A 20,127-nucleotide genomic window follows, 5' to 3' on the forward strand; every position below is an offset into this window, starting at 1 on the left:
CCTAGCCGGCGATCTTGGCAATCTGGGCGTCCGACAACTTCGCAACCCCGCCGGGCAGGGGCCAAACGTAGGCATGAACGGATTCCAAGAACGAGGCACTGCTCCCGTCGGTCACCGCCCAGTGCAGAAACGCCTGCAGCGTCTGCGCCGTGGCGGGATCCTTCTGGTTGCCGTAGACGACGGCGTACAGATAGCTCACGATCGGATATCCGTCCGCGGCGGGCGCGTTGACCAGCGAGATCGACTGGTTCGGCGGGGTCTGTGCGGCCAGGCTGGCCGCCGCGGCCCCAATGCTCTGGGGGTCGGCGAGCAGGAAATTGCCTGCAGCGTTACCCAATTGGGCTTCACCCAGTCCCTTCTGGTGGGCCACGTCGAGGTAGCCGCTACCGTGGTACGTGACACAGCCGGGGTTCGCGGCGCAGTCGTTCAGCATGCCCGCCTTGCCCTCGGCATCGTCCTCAACCCGTGCACCCGGGACCGCGGGAAAATCGACGGTGGTGCCGGCGCCGGGTGACTTGCCCCAGCCGTCGGGGTCTTGCTTCGACAAATACTCGGTGAACAAGAATGTGTCGCCGGATCCGTCGGAACGATGTAGCGGAATCACCGCGGTAGCGGGCAAATTCACGCCCGGGTTGAGCGCAGCGATCTGCGGGTCGTTCCAGGTTTTGACCGTGCCCTGGTACATCGCCGCAAGGACTTTGCCGTCCAGCTTGAGGTGCTCGGTGATGCCGGGCAGGTTGTAGCTGATGTGCAGCGCCGAAATGGCTACCGCGATGTTCATCAGCCCTGGGTGCGCGGCGACGTCGGCAGCGGACAGGTAGGCGCCCGAGGCACCGATATTGACTGCTCCGGCGGCCGCTTGCGAGATCCCGAACGCGGACACAGTGCCGTCCGTTGTGATCGTGACGTTTGGATATTTCACGTGATACGCCGCGGCCCAGGCATCGATCAGCGGGTAGAGATCTTTGGAACCGGTTTCCCACAATGTCACCTTTGACGTCGCGGGCGCGGTGACCACGGGCGCCGTAGATGACCCGGGAGAACCGCCGGTCTTGCTTGACCCGCAGGCCGCGACCAACGCCAGCGACACCAAAACCAACGCCGTGCGGTAGCGAAAGTTCACGTCCTCCCCTTTATTTTCGGCCCGTTGCGGGACACGTACTTCAAGCGCGCGACATCCCCGTCGTCGGACGACGTTGTATGTCGTCGCTCATCTTTATCATCGGCTCATGAATAGGGCGTCAACGATCGTCGCTTCCGCGACCGGCACGCGGGGCCTGCGAGACGTCTCGACGGCATGAGGACGGCCTTCGCTTTTCTACCGCTCTACTTCGGGCTGCTGTTTGGATTCTTCACCCACCGCGTCGCGCTGGGTGTGGTGGGAGCTTGTTGTGGACTGCTTTTCGCCGGCTTGATTCAGCCGGCCTACCGTCGGTCGCGGCGGCGATTACGGACCTATGCGGGCATCGGGGAAATCGACGCGATGGACGGCGTGGAGTTTGAAGATTACGTCGCGGCACGCATGCAGCGCGCGGGCTGGCAGGTCAGCTTCACCCCTGCCGTGGGTGACTACGGCGTCGACCTGATCGCGCAGAAGGACGGCCAGTATGCGGCGGTCCAGTGCAAGCGGCACGGTAAGACGATTGGAGTCGCCGCTGTCCAGCAGGTGGTGGCGGGTGCGCGCCATCACGGGTGCACGCGCAGCATCGTGGTGAGCAATCAGGAGTTCACTACTGCTGCAAAGCAGTTGGCCTACACACACGGTTGTCAGCTGATTGGCCGCCGGGCGTTGCAAAGCTGGGTCCCCGCGCCCACTGGAAAAGTGTTGCGTAACTGACGTTCTGGGCTCAGATTTGCGCCGAAATTCGAATCTGATTCTCCACCAGGCGTTTTGGTATGGCCACCGAGGGTATCAAGCGGCGAAGTCGCCGACGATGGTCATCTTGTTGCCGTCGGAGGCGGTGGCGAAGCCCGCTGCCGTGTATGCGCAGTTCAGGATGATCGCGCGGTGCGGAGGACTTTGCATCCACAAGTCGAGAGCTTGACTCGGATTCGCCGCGGATCCGGTGCCCCAGAAGACGACCTCACCGCTGTAGGGGGTCCGGTAGCCCGCGTCGGTGATACGCACCTGCGGTGACGAACCGTCCGAACCGATATGGCCGTTCACACCGTTGCGCAGCATGTCGTCCGCGTGCCGCTGGGCCGCTTCTGTCAACCGCGGGTCGGCGCCGATTGCCCCGCATGCGTCGCGCACCCGGTTGACGCCGCCGTACAACGCGGCCCCTGCACCGTCGGCGCGCGCCGCAAACTCAGCAACCGTCCCGGGAGCCGTGATGAGCAAAACACCGATCGAGACCACGGCGACAGTTTTGATTTTCCCCATCGCGTTGCCTGTTGCCACGTATTGTTCATCGATCCCAGGCATGCCAGCGTTACCGACTTGTGACCATGGACGTTCGAAGCCCGTGGCGCTGAGCGGCGCCGCTGTGTCCGCAGCTACCAATTGCTGGGCGAGTAGTCCTTGAGGAAGCAGCCGTGCAGGTCTTCGCCGGACTCACCGCGGACGATCGGGTCGTAGACGCGGGCGGCGCCGTCGACCAGGTCGAGCGGGGCATGGAAACCCTCGTCGGCAAGCCGCAGCTTCGTCGGGTGCGGGCGCTCGTCGGTGATCCAGCCCGTATCCACGGCCGTCATGAGAATGCGGTCCTGCTCCAGCATCTCTTTGGCGCTGGTGCGGGTAAGCATGTTGAGTGCGGCCTTCGCCATGTTGGTGTGTGGATGCCCCGGGCCCTTGTAGGCACGGCTGAACTGTCCCTCCATCGCAGACACATTCACCACGTACTTGCGGCGCGCGGGTGACGCGGCCATCGCCGGGCGCAGGCGGCTCACCAGAATGAACGGCGCGGTCTGATTGCAGAGTTGAACCTCGAGCAATTCCATCGCATCGACCTCGTGCACGCGTTGCGTCCAACTGTTGATCGGCGCGGTGTCGGGCAACAAGCCACCGGCGTCGATGGCGGTGCCGGCGACGATGCGGTCCGGCGACGCGCTTCGGGCGGTAAGGGCCAATTCGGTTACAGCATGCGGAGTTTGGTGCTCGGCGAGGCTTCCGGCAAGCGCGGCGGGATGGGCGTCGCTGACGCGGTCGAACGTGATCACGTCGACGAGTTCGGGCGCCGGGCTACGCTCTGCCGCGATGAGCGCCGCGTAGGAGCCGGGAGCGCGGCGCACCGTCTGGGCCGCGTTGTTGATCAGGATGTCCAGCGGGCCCTGCGCGGCCACGGTGTCGGCGAGCGCGACGACCTGGGCTGGGTCGCGCAGGTCGATGCCCACGATGCGCAGCCGGTGCAGCCAGTCGGCACTGTCGGGCATCCCCGCGAACCGGCGCACGGCGTCGTTGGGAAAACGGGTGGTGATGGTCGTGTGGGCGCCGTCGCGGAGCAGTCGCAGCGCGATGTACATTCCGATCTTCGCGCGGCCGCCGGTGAGCAGGGCCGTCCTACCGGTGAGGTCGGTGCGGGCATCGCGCTTGGAGCGGTTGAGCGCGGCGCACTCGGGGCAGAGCTGATGGTAGAAGGCGTCGACCACCGTGTAGCGGTGCTTGCACACGTAGCAGGAGCGCGGCCGCAGCAACGTGCCGGCGCTGGCACCCACCGCGGTCGACACGAGCGGCAGGCCCCGGGTCTCGTCGTCGATGCGGCCGGGCGCGCCGGTGGCGGTAGCCGCGGTCACGGCATCGTCGGCGGCTGCCACTGCGTCGCGCTTGGCGGCACGGCGGGCCTTCCTGACTGACTTGAATATGCCCGCGGTGGCCCGGCGCACCGCAACGGCATCGGGGTGCTCGGGCGGTAGTGACTCGACATCGGCCAGCACCTGCAGGCAAATGTCGAGCTTGTCCGGGTCTATCGCATTCACGGGGGAAGACTACGGCCTTTTTCGCGTGCTTTCGTCCTCGACGTCCGATGGCGGGAATGCTGAGCGCTGCAGCGATCCCTGGTACGTCGCGCTGAAAGCGATCAGCCCGCCTCGATCGCGGCAACAGTTGCCGCCGCGTCCGGCCCACAGATGCGTTGGAGATTCACGGGTCCCGCTGCCACGAGATCGTCGATGCGGTGCTTGAGGTCCCCCGACGAAAGATGGGCGTACAGGCTTGCACCCGGGCATGAGGTTTGGGCCAGGTCGCGGTGGCCGGCAAGAGTGTTGCTGGCGATGTGAAAGGTTTGCGTGGCCCACGCGAAAGCCAATGCGGCTCCGTGGAGTTGGGCTTCGGAGACGGCTTCTTTGTCGAAGTCTCCCTCGCAGAGGACCAGAAAGTGACCCGTCGTGTCGTAATCCGTTGCGGTGTCCCCGGCGATCTGCGGCGTCCGCAGTTCGTAGATGTTGCCGTCGCGGTCGATCCCGACGTGATAAGCGATGTCGACCCATCCCTTGTCTTGGTGATAGCGCTGGTCCTGACGGAGACGTCCGGGGGCGTTGCGGTTGTCTCCCAGGACGACAGCCTCGTGGTGAAGCGTCATTCGCATGATGGTGTGAGGCCTGCCGCCGGCCAGGGCGGGCCGGGCACCCCATGCATCGCGACACAACATGACGGCAGAAGTCGCGCTAAGCGGGACGACGGGCTCAACGACCGATCGAGAGCACCCGCTCACGATCGCCAGTGCTCCCGCCCCACCGGCCAGCTTGAGCAGCCGACGACGGTTGACCGGCGCACCGCCGCCGTCGCAGCGGCCAGGTATGTCGGTGTCCACGATGAACACCATACGAAGCTCAGGGGCTGCCGGGGGTCGCCACCGCGAAGCTAACCCCTGGAAGCCGTCTTTGGACTCAGCGATCGATCGCCTTTAATTGGGTTGCCCCCGCTGCTGGATAGGACCCGGTGTGACCCAACCACGACCACTCACCATCCGCACGCTCCTCGCGGAGAGTGTTCGCCTGTTCGGCCGGGAGACGTACGTGGTCACACCGACGGAGCGACTCACATACGAGCAGGCAGAACAGCGCTCGGCGCATATCGCGCGCCGGCTGCTACAAGAAGGCGTCGGCAAGGGCAGCCGGGTGGGACTGTTCTTCCCCAACGGCGTGGAGTGGATCATTTGGTGGATTGCTGTCTCACGAATCGGCGCTGTGGCCGTCCCGATGAGCACCATGTACACCCCGGCGGAGATCGCAAAAGTATTGCGGCTGGCTGATATTGGGCTATTGGTCGCCCCCAGCCAGGTCCTCGACATCAATGTCGCCGCACAGTTGGAAGCCGCGCTGCCTCAGCTGTCCGATCAGCAGGCCGGACGTCTGGCCCTACCGGTGGCGCCGTACCTGCGTCGCATCGTGATCACCGGCGAGCCCGAACGGGCATGGGCGACCCGCTGGGATGGGAATACCGCCTCGGGAGTCACAGACGAGGTGTTGGCCGCAGCGGAGGCCGAAGTGTCACCCGCCGATCTGGCCATCATGGTGCACACCTCGGGGTCCACCGCGGATCCCAAGGGTGTTCTGCACACCCACGGCACCGTGGTCCGGCAGACCTCGACGTGGCCGAGCGCCATTCGAGCGCTCACCGGGCCGGCGTCCCCGACCAAAATCCTCTGCGCGATGCCGTTCTTCTGGATCGGCGGCTTGCTCGCTGCGACGGGGGCTTTGCACGAACCGGTGACGCTTCTGGTGATGGCGCGGCTCGACGCTGGCACGGCGTTGGATCTGGTGGAACGCGAACGCGCGACCGGGATCGTCGGATGGCCCGCGTTCACCCAGCGCTTGCGCGAGCACCCGACCTTCGCCAGTCGCGACCTGAGCAGCGCGCCGATGCTGCGGGATGGTCCGCTGGACTTGGCGATGATCGACGCACCGGACGGATTTCCCATACACCGCACCATGTCTGAGACCGCCGGCGGTTTCGTCTGCACCGAGATGAGCATCGTGGACGAGCAGGGTGCACCCGTCCCGCCAGGGTCCACCGGCGAACTCCTGGTCCGTGGGATTGGCACAATGGCCGGCTATAACAAGCGCGAGAGATGGGAAACCTTCGACGCGGACGGCTGGTATCACACCGGGGACCGCGTCTATCGCCGAGAAAACGACCCGCGCTTGTTCTACGTCGGACGAACCAGTGAGCTGATCAAATCGGCGGGCGCCAACGTCTCTCCGCTCGAGGTCGAGGCGGTCATCGAGGATTTCGACGACGTCGCACAATGCGTCGTCGTCGGCGTCGACGACCCCGAGCGCGGCGAAGAGGTGTGCGCAGTCGTCGTAGCGGCGAACGCGACGATCGATGTTGCATCCCTAGCCGAGCGCGCACGAAAGCAGTTGTCCAGCTACAAAGTACCGACGCGCTGGGCCATCGCAACCAGCGACCAAATTCCCACGTTGCCCAGCGGCAAGCTCAACCGAAAGGCGCTGCAGACGATGTTGACCAGCGGTCTACTGGACTGAGTCGATCTGACGCCAATAGCGTGACGGCGAACCGCTGCGAACGCCCTCAAAGATGTAGGGCGCGCGCCGCTGCCGTCGCAACCTCGCCCCGCAGCTTCGACATGGGCGGACTGCCTCGCACATGGATCGAATTCGACAGCAGAACGATGTAGGTATCGGAGCCGGGGTCCATCCAAACCGAGGTTCCGGTAAAGCCGGTATGACCAAAGCTTCCGATCGGGAAGATCGCGCCGCGCGCCGTGGAGTCGGTCGTATCGATATCCCAGCCGAAACCGCGCAGGTTTTCACCCGCGATCGCCGGATAGTGGTCAGCCAGAAGCGGATTCGTCGTATTCGGTCCAGCTTCCCGGGCGGCGGCATTGGCAGCTTCGAGTTGTCGCGGGCTGCGCCCCGGCTGCTGCGGACTTGTCATCATCTCCAAAGTCGTTTGCAGCAAAGGAAATTCACTCGGACGGCCCGCGAGCCGATCGAGCAGGGCCTGCGCAAAGACACTCACATCGTGTGCCGTCGAGAACACACCGGCATGCCCCGCCACTCCACCCATGCGCCGCGCTGTTGTGTCCTGCACGGTGCCCCGAAGCAGGTGATCGAGATCGGGATTTCTGCCGGGATCGGCTCGCCCTTCTTCGTCACGGGCTGTCGGTGCGATGCGCGGCAGCAGACCGACGTCCCAGGTACCGGCAGGGCAGGCGTCCCGCGCCGACCCGTGAGGCGACGGAGCCCAACTGACGGCCGATCCGATGGTCTGGTGCGGACCGCATGCTTTCGCCGGCGGAAGGTAGCGGGTATCTGTCATGCCGAGCGGCGCGAACACACGGCGCTGGACGTAGACATCCAGGTCTTCACCTGTGACCTTCTCGACCAGCGCCCCCAGCAGAACGAAGTTGATGTCTGAATAAGCAAAGCCGTCGCCGGGGCCAGACTCCAGCGGTGTGGTAAGCGCGCGGTGAATGCCCTCTGCTTTATCGGCTCCATCCAGTCCCCATGGATCTCCCAGATTGACATCGCCCGGTAGGCCCGACGTGTGTGTGAGCAACATGCGCACGGTCACCTGAGCGCGCCGAGGATTGCTCGCGGTATTGAAGTCAGGCAAGTAATGCTGCACCGGATCGTCGAACGCAATCTGGCCTTGTTCGTAAAGCTGCATGACGGCAGTCGCCGTTGCCAGGCTCTTCGTCAGCGACGCCAAGTCGAAGATCGTGTCCTCAGTCATCGGCTCCGCGGGTGCGGGCAACCCGTCCAGCCCGGGTTCGTCCGCAAGCTTGCGCGAGCCGTAAGCCTGATGAAAGGCGACCTTGCCGTCGTGCCCGATCACCGCTACCGCCCCGGGCAGTCTGTTTGCCGCGATCGAATCGTTGATCAGCTCGGAGATATTTGAGAAATCAGCCGCGGGGGCCGCTTCTGGTGTCTGCGTTGCCTGCCCTGCGCGACTCAACGGGTGGTGTGCTGCCTCGCCATGCGAGCACGCCGCAACGAATGCCAGCGCGACGATTCCGAGACCGGTGGCCTGTCGGATGGATTTGCCGGCACGATTCGTCAACTGCGGGCCTGGGGTGAAGGACGCACGATCTCAGTGTCCACGGCGTGGGTGCCTTTAGTCCTGCGGCTTGGATCTTTTCGGCCCTGACGATCACCGCCTCCGCAAGTGATCCTGTCGGTGGGGCCGAGAGAGAAGAACCGAAATGCGGCAATCACCACATGGCGCGACCCTCGTAGGTGTTGACGGCTCCGCAGCGGCACTCGGTGCTGTTCGGTGGGCGGCCCACGATGCGGCACTACGGAATGTGCCCCTCACGCTGGTCCACGCCTTCGACACGCCGTTACCGGAGTGGTTCGAGTTCGCCGGGCTCGCAGGCTCTCGGCATTCGCAAAAACAGCGGGCGCACAGCGTCATCGATTCGGCGATCAATGTCGCCGCGGAGAGCGCCGGTGGTTCATTACAGATCGATAGCACGTTGTGTCATTCGGCCGCCGTCCCCACGCTCGTCGACCTATCCAAAGACGCCGAGATGGTCGTGGTTGGTTGGCGGGGGCATAGCGGCGTGGTGTCACACGGTTTCCTGGGCTCCGTGAGTTCGGCATTGGTCCACCACGCGCATTGCCCGGTCGCGGTAATCCGTGACGACCACGCCATCGCGGCCAACGTCGCACCGGCGCCCGTGCTGGTGGGCATCGACGGCTCACCGGCCTCGGAAGCGGCGACTGCTATCGCGTTCGAGCAGGCCTCCCGGCGAGGTGTCGGCTTGACGGCGCTACACGCGTGGATGGATCCCCGTTCTGCCCGTTCCAGGGAGTTGATCCAGGACGCCAAATGGGACGCCGAGCTGTCCCTGGAAGAGGAGACTCTCGCTGAGCGGCTGGCGGGCTGGCACGAGCGCTACCCCGAGGTGGGCATCCGTCGCAGAATAGAGATTGGCGATCCGGCACGTTGGTTGATCGCCGCATCCGAACGCGCGCAATTGGTTGTGGTCGGCAGCCACGGTTGCGGCTGGTTCAGTGGCAGGTTGCTGGGATCGGTCGGCGCTGCGGTGGTCAACCGTGCCAAGTCCTCTGTGATCGTGGCTCGCCAGTGCTGACGGTGAGAAGGGAAACCGACCATGTACCAAGTATTTTCGGGCCTGATCATTCGTTCGTTCCGATTCAGTCCCAGTTGGGGTATTTGGATACGGCATCGGTAAATCTAGGAGTGCCATGACAATTCATGAGCCATCACCAGTGACGGAGTCGACGCAGGAACTCCGGCTTGCCACGACGATGACCGGCGGTGTCAGTCTCGCGATCTGGATGGCCGGTGTCACGCGGGAGATCAACTTGCTTGCTCAAGCGTCGCAGTGGCGCAGGCTCGGGACAACATTCCCGACCCGAAGCAATCTCTCCAAAGAGTCGACCGATTGCCTGAAGCTTTACGCCGAACTCATCGACCTGCTCGACACGGTCGTCGACGTCGACGTCTTGTCCGGGACAAGCGCAGGTGGCATCAACGCCGCCGTCCTTGCGTCGTCGCGTGTCACGGGCGCGGACCTAGGCGGGCTTCGCGACCTCTGGCTAGATCTCGGGGCTTTGACTGATCTCATTCGAGACCCGAGAGACAAACATACCCCGTCCCTGCTGTACGGCGACGAACGCATGTTCGCTGCGCTGGCTAACGAGATTCCTAATCTCGAGACGGGTCCATTCCCGCCCACCGCCTTTCCGGAGGGTGCCCGTACCCCTTCCACCACGCTCTACGTCACGACGACATTGCTGACCGGAGAAACCAGCAGGTTCACTGACTCATTCGGCACGCTCGTGCAAGACGTCGACCGGCGCGGCCTCTTCACCTTCACCGAGTCCGACCTCGCAGCGAATGGCACGTTCCCGGCGCTGGCATTGGCCGCTCGCAGCTCTGCGTCTTTCCCCGTCGCGTTCGAACCCTCGTTCATTCCGTTCACCGCCGGAACCCCGAAGCAGGGCGCGGTGCCCGCCCGGCCAGCGATGGCTCCCTTCACGAATCTCACTCGCCCACACTGGGTTACCGATGGTGGCCTGCTCGACAACCGGCCCATCGACGTGCTGCTCCAGCGGATCTTCGATCGCCCCGCCTCCCGGTCGGTCCGCCGGGTTCTTCTCTTCGTGGTGCCTTCCTCCGGCCCGGCACCCGATCTTGTGCAAGAGCCACCCTCGGATGACGTCAACAAGCCTTTTGGACTTGTGGACGGACTCCTCAAGGACTTGGCCGCGATCACAACGCAGTCGATCGCAGCGGACTTGAGGGCGATTCGAACCCATCAAGACCGGATGGAAGCGCGAACCGACACCCGACTGCGTCTAGCCGAGCTGGCGGCCAGACTGCCCGCAGGATCGCGGCTCCTGACCACGTCATTGCTGACTGATTACCGAATCCGCGAGGCGACCAGACAGGCTCATGCACTCACTACTGCTCTGCTGCGCCAACTCGGGACGTGGCCGCCGGCGCCTAGCGCATCCAACGAAAGCGTTCCCGAGAACTGGCTGAACGACCTCACGGTCGGAGGTGACCCCGCGACGGTCTGCCAACAACAGATCACAGAGGCGATCCTGGGTCGTTGGTCGCAGGCGCCCAACCAACCGCTCCCCGAGACTACAGCCGATCTTGCTCGGTATGGCCAACCGGCGTGTGACTTAGCGAAAGCATTGGCAATCAGCGTCGCTCAGGCGGCATACCAGCTCGCAAAGTCCGACGCCGAGACCGCCGCTGTTGCGGAGATCATCCAAGGAATCTTCAGAGCTTTCCAACCACCCAAATTGCTAAATCTGGGGGACCTCGTTCACAAGGTATGCACCGACCCTGCGGTCCGGCAAGGGTCACTTCAGAACGCCGCCAGTGTTCTGGCTGCGGAGTATCTCAAACGATCCGCAGTGAAAGAGGAAGCATGGGAAAGGCTAGGCGGTGTTTTCGTCGACGGCTCTGCGGCCTTGACACGACTTGCCACAAGCGCAACGTCCGCTGTTGGCGCCCAGTCGAATTCCCTGCTCGGACAGGACCATATTGCGGCCAGCCAGCTCGCTACCTACCTCGATTATCTGGGGCCTGCGAGCAGCGCGCGAGCCGTGGCAACGAAATTGTTCGACCTGGCCGCTTCTCAGCGTGCGATGCTCCGGGCCGACGCCGAGGTCGAGCAGTCCCTGGACCTCGTGCAAGTCAGCGCCGATACGCGCAATCTGCTCGCACCTGATTGGCAGACAGCCCAGCAAAAGCTCACCGGCATGCAGTTCCATCATTTCGGCGCCTTCTACAAGCGATCATGGCGAGCCAACGACTGGATGTGGGGTCGACTCGACGGCGCAGGATGGCTCGTCCATGTTCTGCTCGACCCGCGCCGCGTGCTACGGGCTGCCCAGGCGCATGCCGAAAGTAAGGAGAGCACCAACGGTTCCCAGACCGGAGCGCAATGGTTTCTGCGTAGACTTAAAACCCTTGGGGCACCAGAATTCCCGAGTTCGGGCTACCGCATTCCAGCTGTCGATGCTGGGTCCGACCTGTACCTGACCGAAGACATGCTGCTCGACGAACTTGCTTTCCTCGACGACCCATCCATAGCGATGCCCTCAAGCATTCCCATGACATCGCTGTGGCTTGCCCAAGCATGGCAGCAACGAGTTCTTGACGAGGAATTGGGCGGCCTGGCCGACGCCGTTCTCGATCCACAGCCAGGACAGAAACCGGATTGGAGTCCTGCGCGTTCCCGAACATGGGCCAAGAAGGTCTTGGCCGCTGGCCCGGGAGACGCCAAATACGCTCTCCTGAACGATGATCCGGTCGCATGCGAGACCTTTGCGACCGATAAGGGCTCACCGCTGATGGCACACACCATCACGAAGGCCGCGGCGACGTTATCCGGAACAATTGGTTCCGTGCGACAACTGCCTGGCGCCCTCAAGCCTGCGCTGACGACCCTGCGAACACTGACGCTCGGCGGATATCACGTGGTGTCGGTAACCAAAGGCATTGCCCGGTCAATCATCATCGTCGGCGCCGTCCTCCTCGTACTGGGGGCTGCCGCCGCGTTCCAATCCGGAACGCTGTTCGGAGTCACCGGCCTAATCATGGCTGGGACAGGCGGATATCTCATTGCCCTCGGCACCTGGCAGCGCTCTAACCGGCTGCTTTTCGCACTACTCTCGCTAGCCCTTGTCGGCGCAACACTTTCCCTGACCACGCCAGTCGTACGTAGATGGCTGTTCGGCGAAGGCGGCGTAGTCGGCAGGCATGTCTACTGGCTGGGGGCGCAGTGGTGGCACCCCCTGGTCGCAGTCGGGGCGGTCGCCTTGATCCTCACCGTGGTTGCTGCAGCCAAGCCACGCCGAAGATGACCACGGCGCTCTGAGCGACCACGTAGCGGAAATTTGGCGATACTCGCGATCAGGTTCTCCGGCCAGCGTGGCCGACCGGCCGGTCGTGTACCGCCGTGCTCTCACACAGAGCCTGATCACGTTCCACTGTGCACGCGGGCGCCGATTACCAGGGCTTTGCCCTAATTGCTCTCCGTCAAAAGGACTTTGGTCACTATTGCTTCGCAGGTGCGGGTGACTAGCGTTACGCACCGACAAAGTAACCCAGGCCATCCCGACACAGCCACCTAAGGGGACATCATGGGTTCAGGGTCTGTTGGCACCATCGACCACACGCTTCAAGCGGCAGTTGCACGTGCCAAGGAAAAAGTAAAAGTCGGATCTGTCATTGATACCGTCGCCGTCGGCCACGGGCCGACCGGGTTGGCGATCAAAGGTGATCACCTCCACGTCACCAACAGTCTCGACAACGCCGTGCGGGTGATCAACACCAAGACGGACGCCCTAGAGGGCGAACCCATCGCTGTCGGTAATGCCCCGGGGGGCATAGCCGACAGCGGCAACCGTGGTTACGTCGCCAACTTCAACGACGGCACCGTGACGGTGATCAACACCAAGGCCAACACCGTTGAGGGCACACCCATCGCCGTCGGCGGCCAGCCGGCGGCAGTGGTGGTCCACGGTGAACGCCTGTACGTCACCAACCACATGAACGGCACCGTGACGGTGATCGACACCAAGAAGAAGAGGGTCCTCGCCACCATTACCGTGGGGAGCCGCCCTCTCAATGCCGCCTTCAGCGGTGACCGCCTCTATGTCACCAATTACGGCAGCAATACGGTGTCCGTAATTGACACCACCGCCAACAGGGTCACAGCCACAGTCGCCGTGGGCAAGAGCCCACATGGGGTGGCACCCCGCGGGAATCACCTCTACGTCGCCAACGCCGACAGCAACACGGTGTCGGTGATCGACACCACCACCAACAGGGTGACCGCCACCGTTCCTGTCGGCAACCATCCGATCGGAGTGATTGGCAGCGGTCAACGCCTCTACGTCACAAACTTCTTCGACGGCACTGTCACTGTCATCAACACCAGGAACTACGCCGTGCTGGGCGCGATCACGGTTGGCAATAACCCGATCGGGATGGCGGTGCGCGCCAAGCACCTCTACGTCGCCAACTACGGCGGCAACACCGTTTCGGTAATCGACACTCAAGGCATCACGCCTCCGTCGAATAGGCCTCCGGTAGTTGAAGATCCGGCCTACACCATCGCACTCGGGCATGCCGACACCGGCGTTGTCAACGGCGCACTGCATGTCACCGACCCCGACGGCGACACCTTAAGCTATGCCAGCCCAGTCACCAGCGAGAGGGGCGGCAACGCAGTCATCTACCCGGATGGCTCGTTTGCCTACACGCCAACCGCCGCCTCCCGCCTACACGCGGGCCAAACGCCTGAAACCGACACAGACAGCTTCACCGCCACCATCAGCGACGGCCATGGCGGCACCACAACTGTCGCAGTCTCCGTGCCAGTCTTACCGACTCAAGCGATGACCGGCACAATCCTCGTCGGCAGCACCCCTTACGGAGTGGCCTTCAGTCCCGAGGGCCATCGCGCCTACGTCGCCCAGGCCGCCGGCACAGTGTCGGTGATCGACACCGCCAGCAACATAGTCATGACCACCATCGCCGTCGGCGGCTCTCCGACATTCGTGGCAGTCAGCCCTGATGGCGCGCACGCCTATGTCGCCAACAGCGGCGACAACTCGGTGTCGGTGATTGACACCGCCACCAACACCGTCACCGCCACCGTGCCCGTCGGCGTTGGTCCACAGGGTGTAACGATCACCCCGGACGGCACCCGCGTCTACGTCAACAACTTCAACTGGCATGGCCCCGGATCGGTGTCGGTGATCGACACCGCCACCAACACCGTCACCGCCACCGTGCCCGTCGGCTCCAGCCCGTGGGGAATTACGGTCAGTCCCAACGGCGCTCGCGCCTTCGTCGTCAACACCTTCGGTAGCTCGGTGTCGGTGATCGACACCGACACCGCCAGCTCCACGTACAACACTGTCATCGCCACCGTCGGCGTCGACTACTACTCGCACGGGGTGGCGATCAGCCCCGACGGCACCCGCGTATATGTCGCCAGCTCCAACAACAACAGGATGTCGGTGATCGACACCGCCACCAACACCGTCATCGCCACCGTCGCCGTCGGCAGTTTCCCCAGTCAGGTGGCATTCAGCCCGGACGGCACGCTCGCCTACGTCGCCACCGAGAGCAGCAACGCGGTGACGGTCATCGACACCGACCCCACCAGTGCTAGTTACAACGCCGTCATCGCCACCGTGCAAGTCGGCAACTCGCCTTGGGGGGTGGCGGCCAGCCCCGACGGAACCGTCTACGTCACTAATGTTGGCACCGGGGATAATTCGGTATCGGTGATCTCCCTTGTTGCGCCCGGAATCAACCATCCTCCGGTCGCGGGCGCCCCCACCATCGGTGCCCCAGACCCGGCCACCGGTGTGGTATCCGGCACGCTGGGCTTCACCGACCCCGACGATGACCCCCTGACCTACACCGTCACAGGTGCGCCGCTTAGCGGGGCGGTCACCATAGACTCCACCGGAACATACATCTACACCCCAACCCAGGCCGGGCGCCTGTGCGCCGGGCTGACTCCAGAAGCCGACACCGACAGCTTCACCGTCGCCGCCAACGATGGTCGAGGCGGCACTACCGCAGCGACCGTCACCAACATCTCAATAGCGCCAACACATTTGACCGTCACAACCACCATCGCAATCGGTGACTACTCCGGTCCGTCTCGTGTGGCGTTTAGCCCCAACGGATCCCGCGCCTACGTCACCGACTACGCGGCCGGTGCGGTGTCGGTGATCGACACCGCCACCAACGACCTGCTCGGCGAACGGATCCCGGTCGGCAGCCAACCCCAAGGGATCGCAGTTAGCCCCGATGGCGGACTCGTCTACGTTGCAAATCTTGGCGTGGGCGCCAATTCGGTGTCGGTCATCGATACCAGCATGCAGGCCGTGACCGTCACGATCGCGGTCGCGAGAACCCCCTGGGGGGTCGCGTTCAGCCGAGACGGAACCCGGGCCTACGTCACCAACAACGAGTCCGACTCGGTGTCGGTGATCGACACCACCACCAACAGCCTTAGTAGCATCCCGGTCGGCGGCGGCCCACGCGAAGTGGCCGTGAGTCGCGACGGCAACCGTGTCTACGTCGCCAACGCATCCGGCTCGGCTTCAGTGATTGACACTGCCACCAACACCGTCACCGCGACCGTCGATCTCGTCCCCAACGTGTACGGGGTGGCAGTCAGCCCCGACGGCACCCATGCCTACGTCACTAACAACGAGCTAGACACCGTGTCGGTCATTGACGCCGCGACCAACACCGTCGCCGCCACCATCCCTCTCAACGGCGCGGGCGTGGTGGCGGTCAGTCCCGACAGCAGCCTCGCCTACGTCACCGGTGGCGATTTCAATGCCGCCAACGTGTCGGTGATCGACGCGGCCACCGACACCGTCATCGTCACCATCCCGATCGGTCAAGCTTCGAGCGGACTCGCGGTCAGCCCCGACGGCAGCACCGTCTACGTCGCCAACTGGGCTAACAACACCATTTCGATGATCGCGATGGAGGTACTCCAATGAAATCCGACGATTACGCAAGAGCCATCATCGCTGAAGGTCAACGGCGAGGAATTACGCCCAAGGGAATCCAAATCGCCTTGGCCACAGCACTTGTCGAATCCAACTTGACGATGTATGCGAACAAAGCCGATCCACCAAGCATGGATTTTCCATACGACGCTGTCGGCTGTGACCATCAATCTGTCGGACTGTTCCAACAACAACCTTGGTGGGGCAAAGTTGAATGCCGCATGGACGCCGCGTGTTCGGCAGGCCAGTTTTATGACGGAGTCGGTACCAACAGAGGATTAAGAGCGTTCGATTACAACTCAGATGCCCAAAGCCCAGGTTCATACGCGCAGGCTGTGCAAGGCTCTGCAGTCCCCGACGCATATGACAAAAGGTGGAATGATGCTGTCGCCCTTTACAATCGATTGGTAACCCCCCTTGATCCCGACGCTTGGCCGCTGCCGCGTCCACCGAAGGTCTATTGGGGACCCCAGCAGGGCCCAGACGATGCCTGGTCCAATTTGGATGGGTCTGAGCCGCAGGCTTCTCGTGATGGGCTCATCCGCTGGCAGACGGCGCTGGGCATTCACCCCAGTGGCGTATTCGATGCTGCTACCAAGGCCGCAGCGATCCTGTGTCAGCAATCCCACGGCTGGCCCGTAACGGGCAATGTCTACAAAGGTGAATGGGATGCCGTCATCAAAGACTGTTGGCGGCTGCCTGATGGCGTGCCGCTGCCGACGACCGGAGTTCTACGGGCCAATATCGATTACGCCAAAAAGATCTTCACCGCCCGAATCGGCAATCCTTACGCCTATGGCGATGTACTCGTTCCCAACAATCCCGGCGCCGGAACCGACTGCTCAGGCCTCGTATTCGCAGAGCTAGAGGCATTGGTTTACGGGCCCACCAACATGGACTGGACTCGTCGGGGTACCACCGAGATGTGGCCCTATGACTACGCCAACAATGCTGCTGCGACCCCTGGCACGAGGGGCCCGTACGGCACGGTCTGCGCCGGCGGAGGTCCCGGCGGCCTGGCCGCTGTCCCTGCTGACGCGGTTGCGATCATCCCGATCATGCATGGCGGTGGGGGCGAAAACTCCCACATGGAAATCCAGGTCGACGGAATGTTGATGGAATCGGGCGGCAATCACAACAATGTTCCGCTCGGGGCGTCGGGTTCAATCGGTGGGGCAGCGCAAGGAGCCGCCCCCCTGAACCATCCTCAATGGACTGACTACTGGTATCTGCCCGGGCCGGTGATCGGGAATGAATTGCCCGGCCCCGCAAAACCTCCCGTGGTGCCCCCGGACTACCTGCGACTCATCTACGAGCAGTTGGCCGGACCAGTGGGGGCGGATGGATACGGGCACGGGTGGCCGCAGCTTGGCTCCGACGCCAGCGGTGCCAACCTGACCCTGGTGGACTTCCTGGCCAAATACAAGCCCGCACTGGACGAGCTGCTTGCCCAGGCCACCGCGCCCCCCAAAAAGGCCCTGTCTCGGGAGACCAAAACCGACTGCGAAAAATGCGGCACCCGTCAAGGCAATTCCGCCCGTGAAAACCGCAGGGCCCGTCAAGACGATCACTGCTGCAGCCGATGGCACAAACCGTCCCTTGTCGACGAAGAAATCGGTTGCGGCGAAAGCAAATTCAAAGAAGGCGTAAGAGATGCGCGGAGCCGAACTGACGACCTCAGTGCCTGTGGCGCATTAGGACGGACAGAAAGCGAGTTTTCGATGTCCCTGCCCTATCGACTCGGATCGAGTGGACCAGAGATCAGCTACTGGCAGAGCTGGTTTCAGCGGTGGTACCCCGTGTATGCGCCACCGGCCGACGGCTCCTACGGCAACGATGAAGTGGTCGCGGTCAAAGAGATGCAGCGCCGCCTGGGGCTGCCACAGACCGGTGAGTTCGATGTGGTGACCGCGGCCCGGGCTGGCTACACCGCCCCGGTCGGCACACCGCCACCCGCCGTCCGAGCGGCAGGCCCGCGTCATTTAGCCGTGGTCCATCGCGGCACCGGCGGCATCATCGGCGAGGACCCGGTCAGCAGGGTCTGCCAGGCTGTATCCGATCTGGTCGAAGAGCAGAATCCGACGTGGGCGGCAACAATGGGCGGGATTCCGGTCGGCACCGCCGGCAACCCTGCAGACCCGTCGATGAACGCGGCGGTGGCCGAAGCACTTACCGCGGCCGAGAAGATGATTGGGAGCGCCCTGCAGGCCAACCCCAAGCGGAAAGTCATCCTCGGCGGCTATTCCTCCGGCGCCGAGGTCACCGCGCGGCTACGCAAGTGGATGGCCGAAACCCACGCCGACAACTACTTGTGCAGCTTCTCGATGGGCGATCCGACGCGCCCTCCGGGCGGATGTTTCTACCCGTTCGACGGATGGGATCCCGGCGGCCAGGGCATCGCCTCGTGGCACTACGGTGACATACGCGATGCGCGGCACTGCTGGCTGACCAACGTCAGTCCGCCCGGCGACATGTATGCGCGGGTGCCACGGGGCAAGACCGGCGAAATCATGCAGGACGCCTACGATATGGTGACCAACTTCAGCTTCCGCGACCCCGTCTCCGCCGCGCAGGCGATCGTGCAAGCCATTCCTAAGATTGCGGAGGATTCCGGCATCGAAGTGCCCGATGCCCTCAAGGCGGTCGCCGGCGGGGTCGGCGGCATCGCGCAGTACATGATCCCGCTGCTGCTGGCCGGGTTGGCCGGGCTGATCGGTCTCGGCAACCCAGACACCTTGACCGGCACCGCCGCCGCGGCCGCGGCGGCCCGAATCGGCTTGACGTTCTTGGCCGCCGGCACCGGTCCGCACATCCGCTATCCCTTTGACGAAGTCTGGCCGGGCCAAACGTATCTCGGGCTCGCAATTCAGCACGTGCGCGACTGGGCGACGCGGGTAGCACCCGTCGCTGCCTGAACACATGCGCGTCGCATCCACAGTGACGCGAGTGCCAGAGCAAAATAGCTTTCGGCGCAATGCCATCGAAGCATCCGAACTGCTCGCCACTTGACTGGCTTGCCCGTTGACTAAAGCAGAATTCTCTTGGGTCAAGCAGCACGTAATGGGTCCGCCACCTCATACTCAATGACGCGTGCGCACGGAGCTTTTGGTCGTCAGGGGCGGCATTCTGCCGGATATGCGATAACCCGTCGGACAATATCGAGGCCGTCTCGGTTGCAACTGGCCGCGGGTCTACCTCTGCGGTCTAACGATCATCCATTGGTTGTCACCGGGCAACACGCGGGTGGAGCGGGTGACGGCCGCTACCCGGAAGGGATGGCCGTGGTCGGTGATGTCGGTATGGCCCTGCTTACCCCCCGAGGTCCAGTTCAGGGTTGCGGTCCATTCGCAGGTGCATGTAGTCGTAGTCGCTGTCAGATACCAGACTTCGGTTGCCTCGTCACTGATTGTGTGGGGCAAGCTATCCAAAATCCGGTCCCCCTGGTCGGCGACAACAGCCGATTCTGCGGGGACAGCAGTGACAGCAACAGGTGTCGTGTCCAAGTTTGCCTCGAAGCCATACCTCGGGGTAGGTCCGCACTGTGCCCAGGTGTTCGCCCACGTTCCCTGCGGCGCGTCTGTGTGGGAGCGCACGTTAACCGAGATGCTGTCGACGATAACGGTGTGTTTATTCAGTCCCTGCAAATCCACCTTGACATGGTTGCCGCTTGCCGGGATGCCTCCATTCGCTGCAGCCCACGCGTCCGTGTTATCCCCGGGACGCACCATAGGCAACTGCTGGGGATCTTTGTTGAAAACCCATCCTTCCCCACCAAGCTGACAATTGGCTTTGGGCGACAGAACCGTTACGGTGGCAGCCAAGTACTCCTGCGGACTGATTGTATTGGTGAACCAGCCAGCGGCCCAAGCAACCGCCGGGATCACCACTGCCGTGGTCAATACGCCGCCAGCCCACACTAGGACCTGCTTCCAACGCCTTTGGGAAGGTGCAGTGACCGCATCATCCGGCAGCTTCTCATTTGCATCCTTCGTTGCTGACACTGTGTCCCTCGTTCTCATCAGCGATATGACAGCTGCGACGTCTCGAACAAATGCTCGGTGGTAAGACGAGACCCCAAAGGGGGTCCAGACCTCCCATAAGACGTTTGCTTATTCACTGATGTTGCGATTGCACGCCAATCATCAACAGGGTCTTTGGCCCTCAGATCTGCGGATCTTCAGG

The 20,127-nt window shown here is 63.3% G+C and carries 12 protein-coding genes; 6 read left to right on the plus strand and 6 right to left on the minus strand.

Annotated features, from left to right (window positions below; genetic code table 11):
- Position 1: 1 nt before the first annotated feature.
- On the minus strand, positions 2–1,123 hold the full coding sequence (pstS, locus tag AC5Y5O_RS21080; RefSeq protein WP_096285666.1) for a phosphate ABC transporter substrate-binding protein PstS: 1,122 nt from the start codon (positions 1,121–1,123) through the stop codon (positions 2–4).
- 174 nt (positions 1,124–1,297) lie between these two features.
- Between pstS and AC5Y5O_RS21085 the strand changes: the two genes are divergently transcribed.
- Positions 1,298–1,837, plus strand: coding sequence for a restriction endonuclease (locus AC5Y5O_RS21085; RefSeq protein ID WP_096285664.1), 540 nt, complete (start codon positions 1,298–1,300; stop codon positions 1,835–1,837).
- A 75-nt stretch (positions 1,838–1,912) separates the two neighbouring features.
- On the opposite strand, the gene AC5Y5O_RS21090 is transcribed toward AC5Y5O_RS21085, so the two are convergent.
- The 3 genes from AC5Y5O_RS21090 to AC5Y5O_RS21100 form a co-directional block, all read right to left on the minus strand.
- Entirely contained in the window at positions 1,913–2,383 is a 471-nt protein-coding gene (locus tag AC5Y5O_RS21090) for a CAP domain-containing protein (protein ID WP_165796378.1), read from the minus strand.
- Positions 2,384–2,496: 113 nt separating this feature from the next.
- Complete coding sequence (locus AC5Y5O_RS21095) at positions 2,497–3,915, minus strand: SDR family NAD(P)-dependent oxidoreductase (protein ID WP_096285662.1); 1,419 nt, start codon at positions 3,913–3,915, stop codon at positions 2,497–2,499.
- A 101-nt stretch (positions 3,916–4,016) separates the two neighbouring features.
- Positions 4,017–4,517, minus strand: coding sequence for a peptidoglycan recognition protein family protein (locus tag AC5Y5O_RS21100; protein WP_243393807.1), 501 nt, complete (start codon positions 4,515–4,517; stop codon positions 4,017–4,019).
- Between the two features lie 361 nt (positions 4,518–4,878).
- Here AC5Y5O_RS21100 and AC5Y5O_RS21105 point away from each other — a divergent pair, with 361 nt between their 5' ends.
- Positions 4,879–6,426, plus strand: coding sequence for a class I adenylate-forming enzyme family protein (locus AC5Y5O_RS21105; protein WP_096285658.1), 1,548 nt, complete (start codon positions 4,879–4,881; stop codon positions 6,424–6,426).
- Between the two features lie 46 nt (positions 6,427–6,472).
- Here AC5Y5O_RS21105 and AC5Y5O_RS21110 read toward each other — a convergent pair whose 3' ends face one another.
- The gene (locus AC5Y5O_RS21110; protein ID WP_243393806.1) at positions 6,473–7,966 is read right to left on the minus strand and encodes a serine hydrolase domain-containing protein; all 1,494 of its coding nucleotides are present in this window, start codon (positions 7,964–7,966) and stop codon (positions 6,473–6,475) included.
- Between the two features lie 142 nt (positions 7,967–8,108).
- Between AC5Y5O_RS21110 and AC5Y5O_RS21115 the strand changes: the two genes are divergently transcribed.
- The 4 genes from AC5Y5O_RS21115 to AC5Y5O_RS21130 all read left to right on the plus strand — a co-directional run bounded on the left by AC5Y5O_RS21115 (position 8,109) and on the right by AC5Y5O_RS21130 (position 18,860).
- The gene (locus tag AC5Y5O_RS21115) at positions 8,109–9,002 is read left to right on the plus strand and encodes a universal stress protein (RefSeq protein ID WP_500027224.1); all 894 of its coding nucleotides are present in this window, start codon (positions 8,109–8,111) and stop codon (positions 9,000–9,002) included.
- A 115-nt stretch (positions 9,003–9,117) separates the two neighbouring features.
- Positions 9,118–12,258, plus strand: a complete 3,141-nt coding sequence (locus tag AC5Y5O_RS21120; RefSeq protein WP_500027226.1) for a patatin-like protein — start codon at positions 9,118–9,120, stop codon at positions 12,256–12,258.
- Between the two features lie 279 nt (positions 12,259–12,537).
- Positions 12,538–15,936 (plus strand): beta-propeller fold lactonase family protein, encoded by a 3,399-nt coding sequence (locus AC5Y5O_RS21125; RefSeq protein WP_500027228.1) that lies wholly within the window; start codon positions 12,538–12,540, stop codon positions 15,934–15,936.
- The gene (locus AC5Y5O_RS21130; RefSeq protein WP_500027229.1) at positions 15,933–18,860 is read left to right on the plus strand and encodes a peptidoglycan-binding domain-containing protein; all 2,928 of its coding nucleotides are present in this window, start codon (positions 15,933–15,935) and stop codon (positions 18,858–18,860) included. Before AC5Y5O_RS21125 ends, AC5Y5O_RS21130 begins: the two co-directional genes overlap by 4 nt.
- 276 nt (positions 18,861–19,136) lie before the next feature.
- Here the strand turns inward: AC5Y5O_RS21130 and AC5Y5O_RS21135 are convergent, their stop codons facing one another.
- Positions 19,137–19,946, minus strand: coding sequence for a hypothetical protein (locus AC5Y5O_RS21135; protein WP_500027231.1), 810 nt, complete (start codon positions 19,944–19,946; stop codon positions 19,137–19,139).
- Positions 19,947–20,127 lie beyond the last annotated feature (181 nt).

The organism is Mycobacterium sp. NGS40 (assembly GCF_059812735.1).

Coding starts and splice junctions, on each gene's coding strand:
- AC5Y5O_RS21085 (WP_096285664.1), top strand. CDS start 1,298: ATGAGGACGGCCTTCGCTTTTCTACCGCTCTACTTCGGGCTGCTGTTT.
- AC5Y5O_RS21090 (WP_165796378.1), bottom strand. CDS start 2,383: ATGGGGAAAATCAAAACTGTCGCCGTGGTCTCGATCGGTGTTTTGCTC.
- AC5Y5O_RS21100 (WP_243393807.1), bottom strand. CDS start 4,517: ATGACGCTTCACCACGAGGCTGTCGTCCTGGGAGACAACCGCAACGCC.
- AC5Y5O_RS21115 (WP_500027224.1), top strand. CDS start 8,109: ATGCGGCAATCACCACATGGCGCGACCCTCGTAGGTGTTGACGGCTCC.
- AC5Y5O_RS21120 (WP_500027226.1), top strand. CDS start 9,118: ATGACAATTCATGAGCCATCACCAGTGACGGAGTCGACGCAGGAACTC.
- AC5Y5O_RS21125 (WP_500027228.1), top strand. CDS start 12,538: ATGGGTTCAGGGTCTGTTGGCACCATCGACCACACGCTTCAAGCGGCA.
- AC5Y5O_RS21130 (WP_500027229.1), top strand. CDS start 15,933: ATGAAATCCGACGATTACGCAAGAGCCATCATCGCTGAAGGTCAACGG.